We start from the raw sequence: 22,330 nt of genomic DNA, 5'->3' as shown, positions 1-22,330 counted from the left end.
GCTATTCCAAAAAATATTCAACCATTGTTAACGTGTATTAAGCAAGCGCCTTCATTGTCTACAAAGGTATTCGCTAAAAAGCTTGATTTAGGTACGGCAACGGTTGAACGTCATATTAAATGGTTAAAAGATCATAAAGTAATCAAGCGGATCGGATCAAAAAAAGACGGATATTGGCAGGTGTTAAACAATGAAAAATAATAAATATAAACAACTCGCATTTAGCCAAACGCTTTATAGCCAAATGAAGCACAGCGATGAGCTTGATAAAGCCATTCGTAAGAATTTGGAGGCATTGGGTTATGGGGAATAAATGGCAAACCACTTCTTTAAAAGAGCTTGGGGTGCGATTAATAGATTGTGATCATAAAACACCCAAAGCCGTTGAATCTGGTATCCCTTATATTGGGATACCACAAATGGATAATGGCCGGATTAATTTTGATGCTAATCCCAGACTAATTTCAGAAGATGATTTCAAACATTGGACACGAAAAGCAAATCCAATGTACGGAGATATTATTTTATCTCGCAGATGTAACTCTGGTGAAACTGTTTACGTCCCAAGAAATTCTAAATTTGCTTTAGGGCAAAACTTAGTTTTATTACGTCCTGAGGGGGAGCGTGTTCACCCAGAATATCTTCGTTGGGCTGTTCATGGTAAGGAATGGTGGAATGAGGTTGCAAAATATTTAAACCCTGGTGCAATTTTTGAAAGTTTAAAATGCGCAGATATACCAAAGTTTAAAATTCCTGAACCACCAATAAGTGCACAAATTAAGATAGCCGAACATTTATCTGCTATTTCAGGAAAAATAGAATTAAATCAAAAGATAAACCACACTCTTGAACAAATGGCGCAGGCGTTATTTAAAAGCTGGTTTGTCGATTTTGATCCCGTGTTCGACAATCTCCTTGCCAGCGTTGATTTTAACTTAGAAAACCTTGAAACTAGTCTGCCTGACGAGTTAATACAAAAAGCGCAGCGCCGCTTAGCGGCACTAAACAGCTTACACAATGCGACAGAATGCAAAGCATCACTCAGTGCGCTTGCTCACGAGTTACAAGCACAGCCACCAACAAAAGAAGCAACACACGCAGCAGTGCAAGTATCAGAAAAAGCCGCTGAAACACCCGTTAAACCAAACGTTAACGCCAACCCTACAATATTAGCGCAACACGCCAACACCCACGCCCACTTCCCTAATGAGTTTGAACACAACGAACAACTAGGCTGGATACCAAAGGGCTGGAGTGTTGATAACTTATCAAAAATTGCAAAGTTCACATCTGAGCGGGTAAATGGTGATGATTTAACGTTTGATAATTACATTTCAACAGATAATATGCGCCCTAATAGAGGTGGAATTACTAAAGCTTCTAAAATACCGGAAGTTAAAACTACATCAGGGTTCCATCCAGGACATATATTAATTTCTAATATCAGACCATATTTTAAAAAGATATGGTTAGCAACATCAAGTGGTGGACGTTCTAATGATGTTTTAGGATTTGAAGCTTTAGAGCCAAAAAATACAGGATACTTATTTAATTTGCTTTTTCAGGATGTTTTCTTCGACTATATGATGACAACCTCCAAAGGCTCAAAAATGCCAAGAGGAGATAAAAAAGCGATAATGGATTGGATGATAGTAATACCTCCGGACCACATCCAGAAAAATTACTCGGTATTAGTAAAAGAGTTCTACAAAACTATACCCTTGAAAAGCAAAGAAATAAATACACTAACAGAATTAAGAGATGCTTTGCTACCCAAACTCATCTCAGGCGAGCTACACATACCCGATGTCGCCATTGATGAAGAAATAGTAGATTAAACTTAGCTGTGCGTTTAAAAGCCAAAATAATAACAATAAGGATGTTTGATGAAATTTACTGAAGCCAAATTAGAACAAGCGGTAGTTGAGCTATTAGGCGAGCAAGGTTACCCGCATTTATTGGGTGGTCAGCTCACCCGTAGTAATAGCGAGGTATTAATTAAAGACGACCTCCGTGCTTTTTTAACCAAACGCTACGCTAAAAATAATATTACCACCGGTGAAGTAAACTCAATAATTGCAAAGCTTGAAAAGCTGCCAGCCAGTGATTTATACGAGAGCAATAAAACCTTTTGTAAGTGGTTAAGTGATGGATTCTTACTTAAACGGGAAGTATTGACACGCGAGCGTGGCAGGGTCGCAGGTAGTGCAGCGCAAAAAGATTTGTATATTCAACTGCTTGATTACGACAACGTTGCACAAGGTATTAAAAGTAGCCTAATAGCAGGCAGTGCTATGGCTGCTTTGGATAAAGTAAATGAGGCAAGCGTTAGCTACCTGCAAGACGACAACATCTACCGCTTTGTTACCCAATTAGAAATACAAAGCCCCACAAGTTACGACAACATAGAACTACGTATTCCCGATGGCATTTTATATGTAAATGGCTTGCCATTGGTGGTGTTTGAATTTAAAAGCGCAATACGCGAACAAGCCCCTATTTTTAAAGCCTTTGAGCAGTTAACTATTCGCTACCGCCGTGCTATCCCGCAGTTATTTGTATTTAATACCTTGTGCGTTATAAGTGATGGCGTAAACAATAAAATGGGTAACGTATTTGCGCCGTATCAGTTTTTTTACTCGTGGGGTAAAGTAACGGGGCAAGAGCTAACCGCGCAAGAGGGTATTAACTCGTTACATACCTTATTACAGGGCTTGTTTGACAAAGCGCGATTGCGGGATGTAATGCGTAATTTTGTGTTCTTCCCTGACTCTGATAATAAAAACACGGGCAAAAAAGAGATAAAAATTGTGCCGCGTTATCCGCAATATTATGCGGCTAATAAACTGTTCGAAAATATAAAACTGCATTTAAAACCACAAGGTGATGGTAAAGGCGGTACGTACTTTGGCGCAACCGGTTGCGGTAAAAGTTACACCATGCAGTTTTTAACACGTTTGTTGATGAAAAGCGTTGAACTTAAAAGCCCCACCATTATTTTAATTACCGACCGAACCGATTTAGACGATCAGCTTTCGCAGCAATTTGGTAATGCTAAAACTTACATTGGCGATGACACGGTAAAAACAGTTACCAGCCGTACTCACTTACGTGAATTACTTGAAGGGCGTAACAGTGGCGGTGTATTTTTAACGACCATTCATAAGTTTACCGAAGACACCCAGCTTTTAACTGATCGCACTAACGTTATTTGTATTTCTGATGAGGCGCATCGTAGCCAAGTTAATCTTGATCAAAAAATTACTATTACCGAAAAAGGCGTAAAAAAGACCTTTGGTTTTGCAAAATACCTGCACGACTCACTGCCCAATGCCACTTACGTTGGTTTTACCGGCACCCCAGTGGACGCGACTTTAGATGTATTTGGTGAAGTGGTTGACTCGTACACTATGACTGAGTCGGTTAAAGATGAAATTACTGTACGCATTGTGTACGAAGGCCGCGCCGCCAAGGTGTGCTTAAACAACAGCAAGCTGGCAGAAATTGAAGCTTATTACAAAGAATGCGCCGAGGCCGGCAGTAACGAGCTGCAAATAGAAGACAGTAAAAAAGCCACCGCTAACATGAATAGCATTTTAGGCGATCCTGACCGCATACGTGTATTAGCAAGGGACTTTGTTGAACATTACGAAAAACGTATTGAAGAGTGCTCTACGGTCGCAGGAAAGGCGATGTTTGTGTGTAGCTCGCGTGGGATTGCCTATCAGCTTTATCAAGAACTTGAAGCACTCCGCCCACATTGGTTTGATGTAATTGATACTGAAGATGCGCAAACACTATCCGATACCGAGCGAAAGCGCGCCATTAGCGAAGGGCGTATTGCTGCGCCTTCTGAAAAAGTAAAAATGGTGATGACGCGCGGTAAAGACGACGTTGATCGCTTATATAATTTACTAGGCAGTAAAGACGCGCGTAAAGAGCTTGATAAGCAATTTAAAAACAAAAATTCAAACTTTAAAATAGCCATAGTGGTAGACATGTGGCTAACCGGTTTTGATGTGCCATTTTTAGATACCATGTACATAGATAAGCCGCTGCAAAAGCACAGCTTAATACAAACTATTTCGCGGGTTAACCGCCAGTTTGAAGGCAAAGACAAAGGCCTTGTGGTTGACTACATTGGTATTAAATCGCAAATGAATAAAGCGTTAGCGCAGTATTCAAAAACTGACGAAACCAACTTTGAAGACATTACTGCCTCGGTTATTGAAGTAAAAAACCACTTAGCGCTACTTGCCCAGTTATTTCATAACTTTGACAGCAGCCCATACTTTAGCGGTGAAGCCGTAGCCCAACTAAACTGTTTAAACCACGCCGCCGAGTTTGCACTAATTACCGAAAAGCGCCAAAAGCGCTTTATGGATTTAGTTAAGCGTTTAAAAGCCGCTTACGATATATGTTGCGGTAGTGAAAAAATTAACGAAAAAGAGCGTAACCACATTCACTTTTACCTCGCTATTCGCTCGATTATTTACAAGCTAACCAAAGGTGAAGCGCCAGATACCGCGCAAATGAACTCCAAAGTACGTGAAATGATAAGCGAAGCCCTACAAAGCGACGGCGTTGAGGAAGTATTTAAACTCGGCAATGAAGACGGCGGCGAGATTGATATTTTTAATGATGACTACATCGCCAAAATAGAAAAAATAAAACTCCCCAATACCAAAATAAAAATACTGCAACAAATGCTAGCTAAAGCCATTGGCGAGCTTAAAAAAGTAAACCAAACCCAAGGTATCGACTTTACTAAACGCTTTGAATCGCTAGTACAGCGCTACAACGAGCGAAGAGAAGATGACGTACTGGTAAGTAGCGTACTTGATGACTTTTCAGAAAGCATGGTTGATATGATTTACAGCGTACGCGACGAAATGAACGCCGGCGACGAGCTAGGCATTGATATTGAAGAAAAAGGCTTTTACGACGCTTTAAAAGCACTCGCGGTTAAATACGACTTTGACTACCCCGAAGATAAACTCATTGAACTTGCCCAAGCGGTAAAAGTAATTGTGGATGACAAAGTTAAATTTGTAGATTGGCAAAACCGAGACGATATTAAATCATCACTTAAAGTAGAGCTTATTTTAGTGTTGGCTAAATTTAAATACCCACCAATCAGCCGCGATGAAGTATACAAAGAAATATTTGAGCAAGCGCAGAGTGTGAAAGCGAATAAAGAGGCGTAGATCTTTATAACTTGAAAGGGAAATACTTTATAGCTAGGGCTGATTTTAGTATTAACTTTTTTACTACGTAATAAAAGAGCTTTGGAGATAAGTAATGTTGGAAAAAATAAAACCCTGGGTTTGCTCTTTTAGCGGCTGTGATGGTGGTAATCCAGAAGCTGATATTTGGTTGTGTGGTATAGAGTGGGGGCTAGAGTCAGCCGCTGCGTATGAATACTATGAGCGTCTGAAGTTGCAGATGCAAAGAGGAGTTGTACCTGTTAAAAAAACAGATTTTGACTGGGAAGATAGTATTAGTTACCCCTATGGAGTGAGATTTGCTAAGCTTTATCAGGTTATCCAACACCAGCAACTAGCGTCTTATCGAAATGTAGCGCAGTTATCAGGTAAAGAGTTGTTTAAGCTTAATTTATATCCTATCGCATTTAATTCTACTGCTGACGATTTATGGCATCAACATGGCTTTGATACAGTAACGGGGTTTGCTAGTAAATACCTATTTAATAACTGGTGTTTTTTTAATCGCTTCTCGTTTTATGTTGCTCTTCGTAAACAGTATCAGCCAAAACTAATTATCTGCACAGGGGTAAATTACTTAAAGGATTTCCTAATGTTCTTTGCCGGTGCTGATGGTGTTGACTCGATTCAAAGTGAAATTATCACAGTAGATACAGGAGAAAAGCGTACTTTATATTGGAGTAAAATAGACAAGAGTTTGCTAATTGTAGTGCCTTTTTTTAGTGGTCGCTGGGGTTTAAATAGTGATGCTCTGCTGCATGCATTCGGCAACAGAGTTACGCAACTACAACATGAAATAATACTGTCTTAATATTTGTACTGTAAGTACCACGAAAGTTTCTCAATACCGCGTACCTATTTTAAGCTTCTCATATATTTGCAAATACATTCAATATTTTTGGGGTATCCTCATCGGAGGCTGTTTTATAAAAGTATTTAGCTAATTTATATTAATTAGCTAAATACCAGGAGTGGTTTTTATGTGGTTGGATATTGATACTAGATATTAATCTTCAACGCTTAAAAAATCGTTCTTACCTTCTGACTCGTATAAGAAAGATAGAGGTAAGTCTAACCTTTCTTTAATTAGTTTAAGCCATTGAATATCTTCTTTTTCAGGAATGTTACCGGAAACTATCAATAATTCATCGCCTGGTTTTTGTGCTAATGGATACAGCTGATATCTCAGTAATTGGCCTATTGCGGCTTCAATGTCTTGTCTAGTTGAGCTTGTATGTTTTAACTCTGCAATTGTGTAAATATCGCCTTTTGTGAAAGTAACATCTCTGCGAAATAAGCCATCACGATCTTGAGCATTACATTTTATATTTTGACGTTGTAACCATTGTTGAAAACGTTGTTCCATTTGAGCTTCATTTAACACCATTGTATTAAATTCTGGGCACTTTCTTCTTATTTCTGTAGCAGTAATAGCATCTGTAATTGCCTCTTCATTAAGTTTAAGCATAGTGCTAAATTCTAGATTTTTTTTATCGAAGTCTCTGAAGTCAAAGTTATTAATAATCTGATCTATCATATTCAAAGATTCAGTTAATGATGTATGGTCAATTGGCGTAACTAATTCAATCGTAGAAAGATCTTTACTTTGACCTTTCGTAAGTGAAATATCAATAGATTGGAACCTAGCTGTATCAATGAATGAGGTAATTCGATCCTCTTTATTTAAAGGTACAAATCTTACTTTTATTTTATTTTGATTAGGTTTCGGAGTCACAGAAATACGACCAGCTTCTCCATTACTACCAAAGACTATTTTTACTGGTGAATCACGACGCCATTTTTTAGTACCTGCTTTATAGTAAGTAGATATATGAATAGCCAATAAATTACTGGATTTTTCAAAAGAAGGGTTAGCTCTAAACCAAGCTGCTGCTAATTCACTACTTGATAATTTTGATTCATCTATGTTCATATTTCGTGTCCTTTCATGTAATTCGAATAAAGTTTAAATACTTCCCTAAATCCAGATTTTTTCTAAGCATTTAGAGTTCATCCTATCGTTAATTTCTATAAATTTTAGGTATGCTTTTCCTTTTTTTAATGATTTGTCGTTGATGCCAAGCTGCGAGTTTTGATAAGTGATGGGCGTGACATTTATATAATGAAAGCTATCAAGTCTAATTAAAACCTTGTTTAAGCTGTCATTACTAATAATAATGTTGAGCTTTTTTGATATGAGCTCATGAAGCGGAATCAATTCAATATCGGCAGTGTCCATATTTGTGAAGTATACCTCTAAATTATCTTCACCATAATATTGATAGGCAAGCTCATTTGTACTACATATAAACACCAAGCCTTCACCTGCACTTATTTCATCCAAGATATGAAATAATCCTAAAGCTACTTTAATGTCAATTGGTTTCAAATTGGGGTTTGAAATCACATTATTAGTAAAGGACTCAAATCTATCGGGTGCCTTGTCGAAGGAAAATGCTTCCTCACCATTGTTATTTTTAGTATATTTTTGCAGTAGTGGTCTATGTATATAGATTTTACTATTTTTTAGGTGCTTTTGAGTGAGCTTAGTATTTTGATGCTTATTCTTTAAAACAATAGGGTTATCTTCCGAGCCTGGTTTTAAATTAACTTCTTCCATATAAAGTCCATTTCAACGTTATAGTCTATATGTTGCGATAATATTCATTATAAAACAAACACTTAGTTTTTTACGTTTGTTTTTCTAAATAAAAAAGAAAAACCTTTTTTATTTACTTTAAGTTCAATGGCTTATGCCGTTTTGTGTTTGCTTTTCTTACGTGATCTAAAAATATTTCACCCAGCTACTATGTACTCATTGATTAACAATAACTAGGTACATAGCATGAACACAACCCCCCAATTAAAACGTATTGTGGCACACTTTACCACTGAATTATTAGAAGAGTTCGACACAGAAGAGCTTTGGCAAGATAAGCTATTTAAAAAGGCTTTATGTAGCATTTCTGGTTTCAGCTATACAAATTTACAGGGCTTAGATGTTGATGATTTGATCACGCGAATAGATCATTTAGCAATCAACACAATGTCAAAAACGATACAAAAAAATGTGTATATATTTTGTAAAGCGTTTTCACTGCCAAAAGTGGTTACTCCTTTAGTTATTTTTTCGTGCTGTATGACGCTCAGTAAACCATTGCGCGAACTTGTTGAATACTTACGTGACGATTACGCGAGCGTTATTTTAGAAAAAATAGCTTACGTGCTTAGTATTGATGAGGCACTGCTTAACAAGCAAATTGGGTTAATTATTGAATCTGGCATGTATTCAATGGATATGGAGATATTTGCTGGGGAAGATGAGTTTTTAATATTACCAAACGCAATTGCTAAAAGCCTGCTCGAGGGTAAGTTAAATAGTGAAAGTGATATTTTATCTAACTTGGTCACTGCCTGTGAAGCTTCTGAACTTAGCGCTGCTGATTTATCGCACTTAGATTTAAATACTTTACTAAAAGCTACACAAAATGCGACTAAGACCGGTGGGCAACCATTGAGTATTTTATTTTATGGTGTGCCAGGTTCGGGTAAAACTTCATTGGCGAAATATTTAGCGCAAGCGTGTGACTCGCAGTTGCTTAAGGTGCAAGCTAAAGGTAGCAACTTAATAAACCCAACTAACGAGCTCGATAGTCGAAGCGCAAGCTCTGAGCTGCGTTTAGAGCACTTTAATGTGGTGAGTAAGTTGGTAGGTAAGCGTAAAAAAACAATATTGTTATTGGATGAGTGTGAAAACATTTTTGAGCGTGATTTATTCTCTAAAAGCTTCTCAAAGGAGCTACTTCATACTTATATTGAAAATCACCCTGTAGTGAGTATTTGGATAACTAATCATCTAGAAGATTTACCACAGAGCGTTATTAGACGATTTAATATTGTTTACGAAATTCCTGATCTAAACAAAGCAACTAAAGAAAAAATGATCGGCAAATATGTTAAAGGCTTGAGTGTTGGTAACAGCTTTATAAGTCAGTTAGCTGCTCAAAAGAATTTGCTGCCAGCTCATATTGCTAAAGCAGTACATGTAGCGAGGTTATGTGGGTTTAAAGCTCAAGAAGCACGTGAATGTATTGAAGAGAATATTCAAGACACCTTAACTGCATGCGGCTTTTCAACATATGAATTAACTTATCAAGCAGCGCAAAAGTTTAATCCACAAATGGTAAACGTAGAGTCTGAGTATGCATCACTCGAACAGGTGGAAGAGGCTGTAATAGAGTATTCAAGTTCACGTACATTGCTAACTGGCCCGCCAGGCACAGGTAAAACAGCCTTTGTGAATTATTTATGCGAAAAAGCTGACTTTAAACTTATTTCGATCAAAGCATCTGACTTACTAAGCAAGTGGGTTGGCGAAAATGAGCAAAACATTGCTCAACTATTTAAACAAGCTACACAAGAAGGAAGTGCAATATTTATTGATGAAGCTGATAGCTTGTTGTGTAGCCGTGAACAAGCAACGGCAAATTGGGAGGTACAAACAGTTAATGAATTATTATGCCAGATGGAGCAATTTCAACTCCCACTTTTTGCTGCGACTAACTTTGCTAAAAACTTAGATAAAGCGGTAATGAGGCGATTTGATTTTAATTTAAATTTAACCTACTTAACTTCGGTTCAAGCTAAGCAATTATTTAAAGATACATTGGGCCAAGGGGTGTTAAAGAAGGACCTAATGCATAAGCTATTCAAACTGTCGAAGTTAACACCAGGTGACTTTGCGATTGTAAAAAGGCAAATGAGGTTTTCAAAAAAACGAATGACTCAAGAGCGAATGTTATCGATTTTACAAGAACAAAACGATCTAAAAGAAGGTGATAAGCGAAAAATAGGTTTTGTATGAAAATTTAAGAGCTTATGATGTAATGAACTAAGTTTAATATATTGAGAGTTAAGTATGAAGTTTTCAAAATTAGCAAAAGAAAGTTTGGGATGTTATGTATACTGCTTAATTGACCCTAGTAATAATGAAATTTTCTACATAGGTAAAGCGTCTAAAAATAATAGAGCATTTGATCATTTAAAAGAGATTGGAAAAGAAACAGATAAGAGCGGCCGCATTTCAGATATAAGAGCTGCGGGTGAAGAGCCTAGAGTTGAAATTTTAAGATATGGTTTAGATGAAAGCACTGCATTTGAAGTTGAAGCTGCGATTATTGATACGATAGGTTTGGAGAATTTGACAAATGCAGTCAGGGGGCACGGCATAGAAAAGGGTCGCTCTAGTGTGGATGATATCGAAAGATTACATTCTTCAAAACCTCTTTTAGTTGATAGTATTAAAGAAAAGTGTATTTTGTTTTATATAAATCAGACATATTCACCGACATTAAGTGAGCCTGAAATCTACGATATGACACGTCAATTTTGGTACGGTGTATCTGAGGAAACTAGAAAAAATAACAAGTACAATCTTGCCTTAGCAGTAGTTGATGGGGTGGTAGTTCAAGTTTATACAATAGAGGCTTGGTTTGAAGCTGGCTCTACATTGTCTACCAGAGTTTATAAAGGAAAACCTAATAAGTGGGAGTTTATAGGGCAAGCTCATAAAGAACATTATCTGCGAGGGCGTATGCTGATAAATTCTGATGGTAAGCCAATACCAGCTATGCAACAAGGTTATAGTTACCTACCTAAAAAGTGATCAGATACATTAATGAATTCACACCGTCATTTATCCATTTTAGAGCTTGTGCCAATAGCGCCAAGCTCTATCACGACCCAACAGCTGCAGCAAAAACTGCTTGAACGTGGGTTGGAGATTTCAACCCGCATGCTTCAACGAGACCTGCAATCACTATACGAGCAAGGTTGCTTTGGGCTTGAAAAAGACACGCGGAGTAAACCGTATGGCTGGTCTATCAATGCGCAGTGGCGAGGTGGTAGCGCTAAAATAATGAGCAGCGAAGTGGCTGAACATTATTTGTTGCTGGAGCAATTACTACCGCAATCAGTCCCGAGTGACGTTAAGCAGTCAGTGCATATTAAAGCAGAGCAGGCGTTAAAGCGTGTTAATGGCCATCTGCCTGAGTGGCTCTTAACTCTGCCTAAGCCTTCGTTAAAAGTGAATATTGATACTCAGTTAGTAGTTCAAATTGAGCATGCGATTGAGCATAAACGTGCAGTGAGTGCTGAGCTTTATAGAGTACTTTACAATGAGGCACATTGGCTTAAGTTTACTGAATTGAGTTTTTATAACTTAGTTGAGCAAGGCGGTGTTTTAATGGTGCAGTTTATGGTGGGGCAACTTCACGATAAATGCTACCAAATGCCGGTTTACCGTATTCGTAATGTACAGGTACTACAAAAAACACGACGTGGGCCAACTGCTGAGCAATTAAAATCGTTACGCAGTGCTATTAATAAAGGCATGAAGCAATCAGCTATTGAGTTAATTGTTAAAGTGCCCAGCCATTCGGCGGTTAATCAAGGTTTTATTGAACTTGGCGAGCTGATTGACAAGCAACATATTGACGATAAAAACGTATTACTCACCTACCAAACCATTGATACAGAGCAGTTAACTGATGAGTTGCTTAAATGTGCTCATTGGCTTGAGGTTATTAAACCTGAAAAGCTGCGGCAAAGAATTATTTCTAAGCTTAAAGCTGCTACTACAAACTACCTCTAATGACCTTAGCTAGTCTGGGTGCGTCAATTCTTGACGCACCTGTTTGCTATGCTTCTTTTAAAGATGAAAGGAGTGGTTATGTTTCAATTAATTGAGCAGCAAGATGGTTTATCTATTGGTGTATTTGGTATTGGTGGCTGCGGCTGTAATACGTTAAATAGTATTTATGAGCAGCGAGAGAGTAAGCAGGCTAAGTTATTTAGTGTTAATACCGATAAAGTGGTGCTCGAACATACACAAAGTGATGATGCCGTGCTTATCGGTGCTGAGTTAACTCATGGTTATGGCGCTGGGGCCGATCCTGAGGTTGGCCTACAGGCTGCTCAAGAGAGTAAAGAGCAACTGTTAGTATTAATAAATAGCTGCGATATTTTATTGTGTGCAACAGGGCTTGGTGGTGGCACCGGCACTGGCGCAAGCCCATTTATAGCGCAGCTTGCGCGTGAGCAAAATAAGCCAGTGATATTTGTAGCGACATTGCCTTTTAGCAGTGAAGGGCAGTTTAGAAGCAACATAGCGCAAGCAGGGCTGAATACCTTAAAAGAGTATGCTAATGCGGTGATCACGTTACCTAATGATCAACTTATTGAAGTGTTAGGTAATGATGTTGGCTTGTTTGATGCCTTTAAACACAGCAACCAAATATTGCATTCATTAATAAAATCGTTAATCGATATGCTGTGTTATCAAGGTTTGATTAACGTTGATTTAAACGACTTTGCTAAAATTATGGATTGCCAAGGCGATGCCGTATTAGGTGTAGGCAAGTGCGATCTTGAAGATGAACTTTCAAACGCGCTTGATGGGGCGCTTAATAATCCGCTGGTTAACCAAGTTGATATGTCATCAAGTACCGGCGTTATTGTGCAAGTAAACTGTAAAGATGAGATTTCACTGGGTAGTTATAATCTCATCACCGACACGGTTCGCCAGCAAGTTAGCCCTAATGCGTTAGTGATCTGTGGTGTGTCTAAAATTGAGAGCTTAGCAACTAATTACGAACTGTTGATCATAGCAACGGGCGCAAGCGCGAAGATGCTTGTTGAACCTAATGATAAAGCGCCTAATAGTGAACTAAAAAAGCCAGATGCTGTAATCTATAAACCTCAAGCTTCAGATATTTTTGATATACCCGCATTTATTCGTAATCAAGCCCCGCCGCCCTCCGGGAAATAACGGTTATTCACTATTTGTACTTAAAGGGTTGTTAGCTGTTGTTTTCAGAGTCTGAATATTTTTTTAAGTGGTATAAATCTATGAACGTATATTTAGATGATGAGAGGGAAACTCCAGCCGGTTGGTTACGAGCCTATTGGCCCGATGAAGTGATTAAACTTTTGAAGACCGGTAAAGTAAAGCAGCTCAGCCTTGATCATGATTTAGGAAATGATACTAAAGGCACTGGCTATGATGTTTTACTTTGGATTGAGCGGGCAGTGTTTATTGATGGCTTTGTACCACCAGCAATAACCGTTCATTCAGCTAATAGCTCAGCACGCATAAAAATGGAGCGCGCAATTACACAAATTAACTTACTGGCTAGAAATCAACAGGGCTCTAAACGCTGCTATAACGAGTCGTAAATCTTACAATTAAACAGGATTATTTATGACGATATTATATATCACTGGCGCAGGTGTAAGTGCAGCCAGTGACATCCCAACTTTCCGGGGGCAAGACGGTTATTGGACCATTGGCAGTAAAAATTATACACCGATGAAAATGGCCACTCGCGGGATGTATAAATTTAATCCTCACGAATTTTTAGCGTGGTATTACCATCGATTTACGACTTATAGAGATTATGGGCCAAATGAAGTACATAAATGGCTTAGTGATAAAAATGTGAACACCCAAAATATTGATGGGCTTGATGGCAAAGCGGGTAACAAAAACTACATCGCTATTCATGGTCGCCTTGATCAAATGACTCTCTATCAAAAAAATGGTTTGCCAGAACTAATAGCCGCACCGCGGTATAAAGTTGATGAAAGCCGCTTAAACGATTCGTTATTGGAGCTGTTTAACATTGAAAACAAAAATCCGAAGGTGAACCGTTCGTTTAAACCGTATGTGTTGTTATTTGATGAATACTACACTGAGCTTTACCGTTTTCGTGAAGCTAAACAACGCATGCTTAATGCAGATAAAATGGTGTTTATTGGTACCTCTTTTAATGTTGGCATTACCAATATGGCGCTTCAGATAGCAGCAGAGTATAACAAGCTAGTTGAAATTGTAGATCCTGATCCTGTGGCGCTCTCAATTGGAAACATCACATATAAAAAAATGGCGGCAATCGACTATATACAAAAAATGGGATGATTTCTGTTCGTCGCACAGGGCAATTAATTAGTAAATGATTGCCCTGCGGTGAGGATAATCAAACCATTTAGTACTTTTTGGACAGAGGTTAAACGCCTCGATGATTTGAGTTTTAAAAGTTATCTTTAGCAAACCAGAGTATGAGGGCTAATACTTTCCTTCTTCTAGCTTACTTGTACATCTAATTCTAACTGCATTGATATCTTAGGTAAGCTCAATGCATTTAGACTTTAAGAATTCTAAAAATACTTTTACCTTTTCTAGCGGGTATTTTCTGCCTGCATAAAATGCGTATAACACCAGATCTTCTGGTTCATGGTCGAGTTTAATATTGATCAATGAGCCGTTGTCTATATCTTCTTGGCATGCATGAATGGGTAAAATGGCATAGCCGAGCCCTTTTAGTGCAGCGGCTTTGGCCATGTTGCCACTGTTTACTTTAAAATTAGATTTTACTTGCACTGCTTGTTGCTGTTTAAAACGCCAAGGCATACCTTGCAGTACTGATAAGCTAGTAATACAAGGAACTTTACTTAACTCATCTAGCGAGCGAGGCGGTGGCGCATTGTTGATCAGTTGTGGCGCGCCAACAATGCAACTGGGCCAGCGCAGCAGTTCTTTAGCAACCCAACCTGAATCGTCCAATGGACCACGGCCAAAGCGTAGCACCAAATCAAATCCCTCTAACAAGCCTTCGGTTGGATTTAGTTGCGTATCGCAACTTAGTTGTATTTGTGGATGCACAGAGCAAAACTCTGCGCTTATTTCGGCTAAAAAAGGCAGATCAGGCATGATGATTTTAAGATGCCCGGCAAGAGAATCACCATACAAAGACACCTCTTCTAGCGAGTCATTCATTGCTTGTATCAGTGGGGTGATAGATTGATAAAGTTGTTTTCCTGCAGCCGTTGCAATCATTTTTCGGGTGGTACGTTGTAATAACCTTAAATTAAGTTGCTTCTCTAATAACGCGACATGGCGGCTAACATTAGATGTAGGCAATTGCAGTTGTTCGGCTGCGAGTTTAAAGCTCAGTTGTTCATATACGCACTGAAAGCTGAGTAACCACTGAAGTTCGATTTTATCAATCATTAATTAACTCAAAATATGGGATTAATAACGCAATTATTACTAATTTATCTTAAAAAATGACTTTGTGATAATGGTTATTCAGTTAATTATTGAGGTAAAGAATATGAACAGCAAGCGAATTGCCATTGTGGGTGCGGGCATCGGGGGGATAGCGCTGGCCATTCTTGCAGCACGAAAAGGTTATCAGGTGAACATATTTGAGCGCGATAGTGAGATTTCCTCTATTGGTGCCGGGGTAACGTTATGGCCGAATGCAATGTTTGTGTTACAGCAAATGGGCTTGGATAAACAGATCCAAGCGCTGGGCGGTATGCCTTTGTTTATGCGTCAGTGTGATCAGCATGGCACGGTGCAAAGTGAATTTGATATTGCAAAAGTAAATACACTCAGTGGTTTTTCTAGTATCAGTATATTGCGCCGTGATCTTATGAGTGTGTTGGGCCGCACATTAGCTGATTTAGGGGTAAACATACATTTTAACAGCGCAATAACCGTATCAGAGATTGCTCAACTAAAACAAGATTTTGATTTAGTTGTGGGCGCTGATGGGCGGATGAACTCGGTGGTAAGGCAATTTTTATATGCTGAAAAAATCACTCCTCAGTATCAGGGGTTTATTAATATTATTGCTATTAGCCAGTTAAAACCGGGCACTTTAGATAATGTGATCCATGATTTTCGCGGCCGTGGCGAGCGCTTTGGTATTGTGCCTGTTAAAGCAGACCTTTGTTATTGGGCTGCCGGGTGGAGTACAAATATTGATAAAGCGCGGCCGCTATCTGCTTGGTATGAAGAAATGCACCAACGCTTTTTAACTTGGCCAGATGCAGTACAGCAGGTGCTTAAGTCTTATGATGAAAACTCACTGAAACGAATATTTGTGCACGATATTGACCGTTTGCCATATTGGCATCAAGGTAATGTACTGATTATGGGGGATGCGGCTCATGCTCCTTTACCTACTTCAGGGCAGGGGGCATGTCAGGCGCTAGAAGATGCTTGGCATCTTGTACGGGTGTTAGAAAAGTATGATGATTTAGAGCACGCCTTAACGGCTTTTTATCAACAACGCATAGATAAAACCTCAGCCTCTCAACTTGTTGGTCGGCAAGTCGCGCAGAAAATTTTCACTACAGCAGCTGATACCAATGAGACACCAGCGCTAGGTATCTCTGCTCAGCAGTTAGTAACGTTATGGATGCAAGGCTTGAGTAATTAACCTATCGAGCTCTGTTATTTAGGTGCGAGCAAGGCTATTTATGAGGTGGTTATTTGCTCGCTTATTCAGTTACTTGTAAGTTGTGGTTAACAATCCATTAAGTCTGGCTGTGTACAATTGCCGCCTTTACAATTGTTAACCAGTAATGGACTCGTACATTCAATGTCAACCTCAACGTGTTACTCGCCTTTAGCAGCATCGCTGCGTTTTTCAGTTATTAGTTTATCGGTTTTTAGTGCTATGAATGCGGCGGCTGCCGAGCAATTAACAGGCACTCAAACAGAAAAAGATATGGAAGTGATTGAGGTGCGAGGTATTCGCTCTAGCATGGCTGAAAACTTAGCGGTGAAGCGTTTATCAAGTTCTGTGGTTGATGCCATTACCGCTGAAGACATTGGTAAATTCCCGGATAAAAACGTGGCTGATTCATTAGCCCGTGTGCCGGGTGTAGTGATTGAACGTGAAGGCGGTGAAGGATCAACGGTGAGTATTCGTGGTTTATCGTCTGATCTTACTTACACGCAGTTAAATGGTAATTTTATTGCCTCGTCACCAGGAGAGCCATCTCGTTCATTTGATTATGCTTTACTCCCATCAGCGATGATCGCAAGCGTTGAAGTATTCAAATCACCTGAAGCGCGACTAGATGAAGGTGGCGTCGGTGGTACAGTGTTAATGCATAGCCGCAAACCATTGGATATGGATGCTAATTCGGGCGTTTTTAATGTTGAAAGTACTTATGCAGATGTAACGGAAGATTATGAACCTCAGTTTACTGGTTTGTATTCATGGAAAAACGATAGCGATAGCTTTGGTTTTTTACTTGGCTATACCCGTCAAGAGCGCACCAACCGTACGCTCTCTGGTGGCACAGATGCCAATGTTTGGCGTTACACAGGTCAGCAAGCTGTTGATATAAATGGTAACGAGGTTAATAACAGTAATGACTGGGGCGCGGTGACTGATGCCAACGGGCAACGTTATGAGAATATGTGGTTTCCGCAGGTGGTGCGCAGCTCTGTTGTGAATGAAAAACGTGAACGTGAAGGCGTGCAGTTTTCGACTCAGTGGCGACCAACTAATCGCATTGAACTAGGTTTTAATTACTTTGGTTTTAGTTTAAAGCAACAACGCAGCGACTCGGTCGTTGATATGCCGGAATGGGCGTTAAATCCTGACTTTTTAACCGGTATTACACTTGATGAAAGTGGCACAATTGTCAATGGCATGGACTACAGTGCCATGGCCAGTGGCGTTGAAAAAGATATGCAATTGCCGTGGTTGCGCGGCAGTTATTTGGATGAAGAGTCAACCTCTGATACTTTTGATTTTAACTTAAGCTACGAAGGCGACAACTTTACAGCACGCTTTGTCGTTGGTAAAACTAAAGCTAAAGGCGGGCCAAAAGAAAGTTGGCAAGCAGCGTATAAAAGCTCAAACGCGGGTGAGGGGCAAAGTAATATTGAGAACGCCTCGCAAAGTGCCGCTTGGTCAATCAGTGATGACCGTATTTCGATGCTGATAGACCCAAATACACTCAATAACTTGCTCGCAGGTGTTGGCGGAGGTCGTGATGCAGGCTCATCGAACTCAAGTTTTGTACGTAGCACCTTAGCAGAAAAGTACTACCAAGCTGACGTTGATTTTTATGTTGATTGGGGCATATTGACCACCATTCGCACTGGTGCAAAATACCGCGATGCATCACTGCATCGCGAAACGGGCAACAACTTTTTCCTTGATCCGAGTTTTGATATTGCCGCAGGCGAGGCAAGCGCAAGCGGTATCACGCAATTTGATAGCTATCAATGGAATAATGGTATGCCACAGGCACAAGATGTGTTTAATGTGGAAGGTGAAAGCAATATTGCTGGTGGCTTTAATATCAATTTAATGCCAACTATTAATTGGCATAAATATCGCGATTATATTTACAGTAACTATGTGCCGTATACTCGAATTGAAGATAACTTTGTCTATGATATTGCCGAGCAGATCAGTGCGTTTTATTTACAAGGTGATTTTGAGTACAGAGATATACGCGGTAATTTTGGTGTGCGCGTTGTACAAACCAAGACTAGCAGTGCTTCAACCGATCTCTATACCTTTTTATTGGATGAAACCGATGACGAAACGGGCGAGCAAATCACCGGTGATGATCGTTTAGTTGAGCAATACCAGTTGATCACCCAGCAAACAACAGACACCCACGTATTGCCGAGTTTAAATATTGCGTGGGATGCCAGTGATGATGTGGTGATCCGTGGTGCGCTTGCTAAAGTGATGTCGCGCCCCGATTACGGCGATTTGGGTAGTCAACAGCGTATTACTTATGTGTCGGACGAATGGGCAGATGATCGCGCCGCTTTTAATGAACAACCCGGATTTAGTGGCAGTGGTGGTAATAAAAATTTAAAAGCGTTTGAGTCAGTACAAGCCGATTTATCTCTTGAGTATTACTACGCGCCAGGTTCTGCATTAGGTGTAGCGTTATTTCATAAACAGGTCGATAACTTTATCGTGCCACTGGTGATTGATTCACAGCGTGAATTTGCAGGGCAAAAAGGTCTTGTTGATGCTGGTACTATTAGTATTTCCCCGTATAGCACCGTAGGTAATGGTACTGATGCGGTATCAAAAGGGGTGGAAGTGTTTATTCAACACGCCTTTGATAGTGGCTTTGGTATTTACGCAAACTACACGTATAACAACACCAATCAGGCCGATGTAACAGTTGCAGGTGAAAAGTTAGCAGAGTCGCCATTAATAGGCAGTGCTGACTATCAATATAACACCTCCGTTTATTATGAAGGGGATAGTTTTAACATTCGCGCTTCGTACAATAAACGAGGTGAAACGGTGCTCGGTATTAACAGTGGTTTAAATGTCTACCAAGATCCATACCAGCAAGTAGATGTAAATGCAGCATATAACGTTACCGATAACTTAAGCTTTACCGCAGCGGTAATTAACTTAACGCAATCGGAGTCGGTAACACGTTTGGGTAAAGATACCGATGCGCGGCTACTTAATACTAGTTATTCAGGCCGCCGTTATTATGCTGGGATTAATTACAGCTTTTAAGTGTGCTAACAGCGCGATGTATAATCGCGCTTACTAGCTTACTAGCTTACTTAGCATAATCGCGCTTTTTAGACATGCCGCCAATGCCCGCATTAAAGCTATTGGTTGGATCTAAATTGCGATAGTTATCAGCAAGGGCTGGTTTTGCATCATAATGATGTCCTACATTATGCTCTGCGGGGTATTGCGCGCCGCGTTGCTCTAATAACTCAAGTAAGGCTGCTTTAATTGCTTTGCCGTCTTCACCTTTACGCACTAAGTAATCTTGGTGAAATACGTGACATAAAAAGTGCCCGTAATACAGTTTCCCTACTAATTTATTGCAGATGCTTGGCGGTAATTTTTCGAACCATTCGTTGTCGTTACGTTTTAAAGCGATATCCAGCGCGAGAATATCTTCGACTTCTTGATGATTTATTTTGGCATATTGCACAGCAGCACCTGCGGCAGCAAAACGTAGTAAGTATGCCGATTTAGCTTCTTGCTCACTACACTGAAAAAAATCAATTTGGTAGTCTTTTTGAACGTGTTCAAGCAATGCAAGAGTTTGTTGATGCGCCTCGCCTTTAACTGTCAAAATGAGCTGATGTTGATATTGACTATTCCATTGCTTGAGCTTATTGGGTGTTTGACTTGGGAACAGTTTTGCGAAGCAATAAACTAGTTTATCAATAGCATTTTTGGATATAAAAGGCAGTTTTTGACAGACGGAATCGAGCTGGCGCTTAATATTAAAAAAAGTAGGCAACCAATTGGTGCCAAGATGTTTAATTAATAATACTGTATCTCGACCATAATTATCAGCAAGCTCAAAAATATCACGGTGTAAATATTCGGCGTAAACAGGCAAGCTGGTGGCTTGCTCTAATAACGTTTTTCGTACCGCTTGCAACGCAGTGGAGGAATTAGTACCGAGGTAAAACGTCAGTTCTTGTTGATTTTTTGCGAAGGTATCTACTCGTACGGCAAATACAGCTAGTTTTCCCGCACAGCCGCTGGCTTGATGTAAACGCCGAGGATCGGCATTAAATCGTGCCGGGGTATCATCATCTGTTTTACGAACCCAATCGGCATATTCGCGATCAGATGCTTTCTTAGCTGTCGTTTTAACATCTTGGGTGCGGTATTTTTTATTTTGTAAATTAGTGAGTATTTGCTCTGGTGTATCGCCAAGTTCAATATCTAAATTATTAATTAAACTGAGGCTACCATTGCTATTTACTTGGGCGTATAAGGCAAGTTCAGTTTATGCTGGGCCTCGCTCAACTAAAGCGCCACCTGAGTTATTACATACCCCACCGACAATCGATGCGCCAATACATGATGAGCCAATAACTGAATGTGGTACTCGGCCGTATGGGGCGAGGGCTTTTTCTAATGAGAACAAACTCGCCCCAGGGAACGCGACAATTTGTTGTTGCTCAGCTAATACTTGAATGTCGTTAAGGCGCGAGGTGTTGATGATCACCGTATTGCGATCGCAACCTTGTGTCGGTGTTGAGCCGCCCGTTAAACCGGTATTTGCGGCTTGCATAATAACGATGACCTTTGCACTTACACAGGCTTGTAAAATATGCCATTGTTGTAATAGTGTTGCCGGTTTTACTACTGCTAGTGCCGGACCGTGACCTTCTCTAAAGCCTTTACGGTAAGGAGCAGTTGCACGATCGCTCGTTAATACATAACGTGCGCCAACAATCTTTTTAAAAGATCGAACTAAGGAGGATTGTGACATGAAAACTCTAGTTAAGTGAAGACTTTAACGATGTATCTATATACTGGCTTTTGCGCACACTGGTACGCAATTTTTCTTGTTCTAAAACTTGTGTCGCGTCGATATCATTTAAAGGTATCGCATCTTCGCGGGTTAAGTTGCCATCGGCCACCAGCGATAAATAACGCGAACAACAGACACGTAAAAATGAAGTGAAATTACCAATGTCGTGATCAGCATCAAGAGATTCAAGGTACAGCTTAGTGATCATTTGATTAACGGTCATTTGATCACGAAATGCCACTTCTTCTAAAATATCCCAAAAAAACTCTTCTAAACGAATCGACGTAACAACGCCGTCAATCCGCAGTGATTTGGTACGACAGGTCCATAACCGACTGTCGGCATTAATAAAAAGTTGGCACATGATTAACCTCTTGATGCTGCTGAACTGCGATTATAGCAAGGCTACAAACTGTTTTAACATGGCAGGGTGTGCAGGCCATGCTGGTGCTGTTACTAGTTTGCCATCGGTAATGGCGCCATCCATTGGTAATTCAACGTACTCGGCACCCGCCATTTTCACTTCAGGTTGGCAAGCAGGGTAAGCGGATACTTTTTTACCTTCAATAACTCCTGCTGCTGTGAGCAATTGCGGGCCGTGACAAATAGAGGCAATGGGTTTATCCGCTGTAGCAAAATGCTGAATTATTTCAATTACTTTCGCGTTTAAGCGTAAATACTCAGGGGCACGGCCACCGGGTAAATACAGGGCATCGTAATCAGCGGCATTAATATTGGCAAATGTCGCGTTTAGCGCAAAGTTATGACCGCGCTTTTCAGTATAGGTTTGGTCGCCTTCAAAATCATGAATTGAGGTGGCGATAGTATCACCTGCTTTTTTATCAGGACATACAGCATCAACTTGGTGACCCATCGCCAATAATGCTTGAAAAGGCACCATGTTTTCATAGTCTTCTACAAAGTCACCGGTGATCATAAGTACTTTAGCCATGTTC

General features: G+C 39.9%; 18 protein-coding genes and 2 pseudogenes. 13 read left to right on the top strand and 7 right to left on the bottom strand.

What is annotated here, in order from left to right; genetic code table 11:
• From H5154_RS17175 to H5154_RS17155, 5 genes and pseudogenes are all read left to right on the top strand, one after another.
• Nucleotides 1-201, top strand: a pseudogene (locus H5154_RS17175) (hypothetical protein); the annotation flags it as partial.
• Nucleotides 191-313 carry a hypothetical protein gene (locus H5154_RS17170; protein ID WP_259398545.1) on the top strand — a complete coding sequence of 41 codons (123 nt, stop codon included), beginning with the start codon at nt 191-193 and terminating at the stop codon, nt 311-313. The pseudogene H5154_RS17175 and the gene H5154_RS17170, both read left to right, overlap by 11 nt.
• Nucleotides 303-1,838 (top strand): restriction endonuclease subunit S, encoded by a 1,536-nt coding sequence (locus tag H5154_RS17165; protein WP_182719085.1) that lies wholly within the window; start codon nt 303-305, stop codon nt 1,836-1,838. The genes H5154_RS17170 and H5154_RS17165 overlap by 11 nt, the downstream gene beginning before the upstream one ends.
• A gap of 48 nt (nt 1,839-1,886) precedes the next feature.
• Entirely contained in the window at nt 1,887-5,207 is a 3,321-nt protein-coding gene (locus tag H5154_RS17160; RefSeq protein ID WP_182719084.1) for a type I restriction endonuclease subunit R, read from the top strand.
• Nucleotides 5,208-5,304: 97 nt separating this feature from the next.
• Entirely contained in the window at nt 5,305-6,036 is a 732-nt protein-coding gene (locus tag H5154_RS17155) for a hypothetical protein (RefSeq protein ID WP_182719083.1), read from the top strand.
• 195 nt (nt 6,037-6,231) lie between these two features.
• Here the strand turns inward: H5154_RS17155 and H5154_RS17150 are convergent, their stop codons facing one another.
• Both H5154_RS17150 and H5154_RS17145 read right to left on the bottom strand, forming a co-directional pair.
• Nucleotides 6,232-7,158, bottom strand: coding sequence for a hypothetical protein (locus H5154_RS17150; RefSeq protein ID WP_182719082.1), 927 nt, complete (start codon nt 7,156-7,158; stop codon nt 6,232-6,234).
• Nucleotides 7,159-7,203: 45 nt separating this feature from the next.
• A complete protein-coding gene (locus H5154_RS17145; RefSeq protein ID WP_182719081.1) occupies nt 7,204-7,845 on the bottom strand; it encodes a hypothetical protein in 642 nt (213 codons plus the stop codon).
• Nucleotides 7,846-8,070: 225 nt separating this feature from the next.
• On the opposite strand from H5154_RS17145, the gene H5154_RS17140 reads away from it, so the two are divergent.
• The 6 genes from H5154_RS17140 to H5154_RS17115 all read left to right on the top strand — a co-directional run bounded on the left by H5154_RS17140 (nt 8,071) and on the right by H5154_RS17115 (nt 14,202).
• On the top strand, nt 8,071-10,089 hold the full coding sequence (locus H5154_RS17140) for an ATP-binding protein (protein ID WP_182719080.1): 2,019 nt from the start codon (nt 8,071-8,073) through the stop codon (nt 10,087-10,089).
• Nucleotides 10,090-10,143: 54 nt separating this feature from the next.
• Nucleotides 10,144-10,890, top strand: a complete 747-nt coding sequence (locus tag H5154_RS17135) for a GIY-YIG nuclease family protein (protein WP_182719079.1) — start codon at nt 10,144-10,146, stop codon at nt 10,888-10,890.
• 12 nt (nt 10,891-10,902) lie between these two features.
• Nucleotides 10,903-11,877: a YafY family protein gene (locus tag H5154_RS17130; RefSeq protein ID WP_182719078.1), complete on the top strand. Its 975-nt coding sequence runs from the start codon at nt 10,903-10,905 to the stop codon at nt 11,875-11,877.
• 78 nt (nt 11,878-11,955) lie between these two features.
• A complete protein-coding gene (locus H5154_RS17125; protein WP_182719077.1) occupies nt 11,956-13,053 on the top strand; it encodes a cell division protein FtsZ in 1,098 nt (365 codons plus the stop codon).
• An 80-nt stretch (nt 13,054-13,133) separates the two neighbouring features.
• Nucleotides 13,134-13,460, top strand: coding sequence for a cyclic-phosphate processing receiver domain-containing protein (locus tag H5154_RS17120; RefSeq protein ID WP_145242070.1), 327 nt, complete (start codon nt 13,134-13,136; stop codon nt 13,458-13,460).
• 25 nt (nt 13,461-13,485) lie between these two features.
• Entirely contained in the window at nt 13,486-14,202 is a 717-nt protein-coding gene (locus tag H5154_RS17115; RefSeq protein ID WP_182719076.1) for a Sir2 family NAD-dependent protein deacetylase, read from the top strand.
• A gap of 204 nt (nt 14,203-14,406) precedes the next feature.
• Here the strand turns inward: H5154_RS17115 and H5154_RS17110 are convergent, their stop codons facing one another.
• The gene (locus tag H5154_RS17110; RefSeq protein ID WP_182719075.1) at nt 14,407-15,294 is read right to left on the bottom strand and encodes a LysR family transcriptional regulator; all 888 of its coding nucleotides are present in this window, start codon (nt 15,292-15,294) and stop codon (nt 14,407-14,409) included.
• Between the two features lie 103 nt (nt 15,295-15,397).
• Here H5154_RS17110 and H5154_RS17105 point away from each other — a divergent pair, with 103 nt between their 5' ends.
• Both H5154_RS17105 and H5154_RS17100 read left to right on the top strand, forming a co-directional pair.
• A complete protein-coding gene (locus H5154_RS17105) occupies nt 15,398-16,513 on the top strand; it encodes an FAD-dependent monooxygenase (RefSeq protein WP_182719074.1) in 1,116 nt (371 codons plus the stop codon).
• A 162-nt stretch (nt 16,514-16,675) separates the two neighbouring features.
• On the top strand, nt 16,676-19,597 hold the full coding sequence (locus H5154_RS17100) for a TonB-dependent receptor (RefSeq protein WP_182719073.1): 2,922 nt from the start codon (nt 16,676-16,678) through the stop codon (nt 19,595-19,597).
• Nucleotides 19,598-19,643: 46 nt separating this feature from the next.
• On the opposite strand, the pseudogene dld reads toward H5154_RS17100, so the two are convergent.
• From dld to H5154_RS17085, 4 genes and pseudogenes are all read right to left on the bottom strand, one after another.
• Nucleotides 19,644-20,831: pseudogene (gene dld, locus H5154_RS17095) on the bottom strand (D-lactate dehydrogenase); the annotation flags it as partial.
• Nucleotides 20,832-20,843: 12 nt separating this feature from the next.
• Nucleotides 20,844-21,332: an FAD-binding protein gene (locus H5154_RS23765; protein ID WP_259398544.1), complete on the bottom strand. Its 489-nt coding sequence runs from the start codon at nt 21,330-21,332 to the stop codon at nt 20,844-20,846.
• A gap of 7 nt (nt 21,333-21,339) precedes the next feature.
• Nucleotides 21,340-21,738 carry a ribbon-helix-helix domain-containing protein gene (locus H5154_RS17090; RefSeq protein WP_149981898.1) on the bottom strand — a complete coding sequence of 133 codons (399 nt, stop codon included), beginning with the start codon at nt 21,736-21,738 and terminating at the stop codon, nt 21,340-21,342.
• A gap of 30 nt (nt 21,739-21,768) precedes the next feature.
• On the bottom strand, nt 21,769-22,326 hold the full coding sequence (locus H5154_RS17085; protein ID WP_149981897.1) for a DJ-1/PfpI family protein: 558 nt from the start codon (nt 22,324-22,326) through the stop codon (nt 21,769-21,771).
• Nucleotides 22,327-22,330: the final 4 nt, after the last annotated feature.

Source organism: Pseudoalteromonas sp. SR44-5 (assembly GCF_014163675.1).
Classification (GTDB): Bacteria; Pseudomonadota; Gammaproteobacteria; order Enterobacterales; family Alteromonadaceae; genus Pseudoalteromonas; species Pseudoalteromonas rhizosphaerae.
This window is presented reverse-complemented; position numbering and strand designations above follow the sequence as displayed.

Coding starts and splice junctions, on each gene's coding strand:
- H5154_RS17170 (WP_259398545.1), top strand. CDS start 191: ATGAAAAATAATAAATATAAACAACTCGCATTTAGCCAAACGCTTTAT.
- H5154_RS17165 (WP_182719085.1), top strand. CDS start 303: ATGGGGAATAAATGGCAAACCACTTCTTTAAAAGAGCTTGGGGTGCGA.
- H5154_RS17160 (WP_182719084.1), top strand. CDS start 1,887: ATGAAATTTACTGAAGCCAAATTAGAACAAGCGGTAGTTGAGCTATTA.
- H5154_RS17150 (WP_182719082.1), bottom strand. CDS start 7,158: ATGAACATAGATGAATCAAAATTATCAAGTAGTGAATTAGCAGCAGCT.
- H5154_RS17145 (WP_182719081.1), bottom strand. CDS start 7,845: ATGGAAGAAGTTAATTTAAAACCAGGCTCGGAAGATAACCCTATTGTT.
- H5154_RS17140 (WP_182719080.1), top strand. CDS start 8,071: ATGAACACAACCCCCCAATTAAAACGTATTGTGGCACACTTTACCACT.
- H5154_RS17135 (WP_182719079.1), top strand. CDS start 10,144: ATGAAGTTTTCAAAATTAGCAAAAGAAAGTTTGGGATGTTATGTATAC.
- H5154_RS17130 (WP_182719078.1), top strand. CDS start 10,903: ATGAATTCACACCGTCATTTATCCATTTTAGAGCTTGTGCCAATAGCG.
- H5154_RS17125 (WP_182719077.1), top strand. CDS start 11,956: ATGTTTCAATTAATTGAGCAGCAAGATGGTTTATCTATTGGTGTATTT.
- H5154_RS17120 (WP_145242070.1), top strand. CDS start 13,134: ATGAACGTATATTTAGATGATGAGAGGGAAACTCCAGCCGGTTGGTTA.
- H5154_RS17115 (WP_182719076.1), top strand. CDS start 13,486: ATGACGATATTATATATCACTGGCGCAGGTGTAAGTGCAGCCAGTGAC.
- H5154_RS17110 (WP_182719075.1), bottom strand. CDS start 15,294: ATGATTGATAAAATCGAACTTCAGTGGTTACTCAGCTTTCAGTGCGTA.
- H5154_RS17105 (WP_182719074.1), top strand. CDS start 15,398: ATGAACAGCAAGCGAATTGCCATTGTGGGTGCGGGCATCGGGGGGATA.
- H5154_RS17100 (WP_182719073.1), top strand. CDS start 16,676: ATGTCAACCTCAACGTGTTACTCGCCTTTAGCAGCATCGCTGCGTTTT.
- H5154_RS23765 (WP_259398544.1), bottom strand. CDS start 21,332: ATGTCACAATCCTCCTTAGTTCGATCTTTTAAAAAGATTGTTGGCGCA.
- H5154_RS17090 (WP_149981898.1), bottom strand. CDS start 21,738: ATGTGCCAACTTTTTATTAATGCCGACAGTCGGTTATGGACCTGTCGT.
- H5154_RS17085 (WP_149981897.1), bottom strand. CDS start 22,326: ATGGCTAAAGTACTTATGATCACCGGTGACTTTGTAGAAGACTATGAA.